Annotated in this window: 2 protein-coding genes; both read right to left on the reverse strand. The window is 73.1% G+C overall.

Annotated features, from left to right (window positions below; all coding sequences use genetic code 11):
- The coding region (locus GT354_RS00790) for an NAD(P)H-binding protein (protein WP_161354185.1) at positions 1-304 on the reverse strand (304 nt) is incomplete at its 3' end.
- A gap of 106 nt (positions 305-410) precedes the next feature.
- Positions 411-1,042: ROK family protein (locus GT354_RS00795; protein WP_161354186.1), on the reverse strand; the 632-nt coding region annotated here is incomplete at its 5' end.

Genomic DNA, 1,042 nt, shown 5'->3' on the forward strand with positions numbered 1-1,042 from the left:
CCTCCGCCGCGTCGGCGAACAACGCGCACGCACCCCGGTCCACCGTGTCCTTGCGAGTCTCGCCGCTGCCCGGCCCCGCGCCGGCCGCGAAGACCGCGGCGTCCGCGCCCGCCAGGCTCCGCGCGACCTCCTCCACCGACGCCGTCTCCAGGTCGCACACCACCGGTTCGGCTCCCGCGGCCGTCAGGTCGTCCGCCTGTTCGGGTTTGCGGATGATGCCGACAACCTCGTCCCCACGCTCGGAGAGCAACCGCTCCAGCCGCAAAGCGATTTGACCATGTCCACCAGCAATGACAATGCGCATGCTCTCGACCTTACGACCGTGCGCGTCGACATACCCGCCGCCCACGGCCCGGAACAGCCGTGTCATCCACGGTTCGCCCTCACGCGCTCCGCCGAGAGCCGCGCCCCTACGGTCGCCCGAACAACGCGTCGCGAGCCGTGTCCAAGGCCGTCAGAACCGCGCCGCGCAGGATCGGATTACCCGGAACCGTGCCCGGCAGCACCCGTGTTCGCTGTGGGGTGAGCTCGGCCAGGCGGGCCTCGACGCGGTCGGCCAGCGGGGTGCCGCCGGCGCGGCCGGTTTCGCCGCCGAGGACCACACAGCCGGGGTCGAGGATGACCGTGAGCGCGGCGACGCCCAGGACCAGGCGTTCGGCGAGTGCGTCCAGCAGGGCCGCGCCGGCCCCGGTGGCGTCCGTCGCGGCGCTGCGCACCACGTCCTCGGCGCTGCCGACCAGTCCGAAGTCGGTCGCCAACAACTCGATCGCGCCGCCGGAGGCGAGGGAGTGGAAGCCGCCCTTGCAGTCGGTGCACGTGGGGAGCCGACCGGTGCCGGGTACGGGCAGGAACCCCAACTCGCCGCTACCTCCCGAGGCCCCGCGCCGAAGCCGGCCGTCCAGGACCACGCACGCGCCGATGCCCGCGCCGAGCCAAACCAGGACGTACGTGTCGAGGCCGCGGGCGGCGCCCAGGCGTTGTTCGGCGATGCCCGCGAGATTGGCCTCGTTCTCCAGGACCACGCTGCCCCGCTCGCGTAGTC

It is taken from the genome of Streptomyces sp. SID3343 (assembly GCF_009865215.1).
Lineage (GTDB): Bacteria > Actinomycetota > Actinomycetes > Streptomycetales > Streptomycetaceae > Embleya.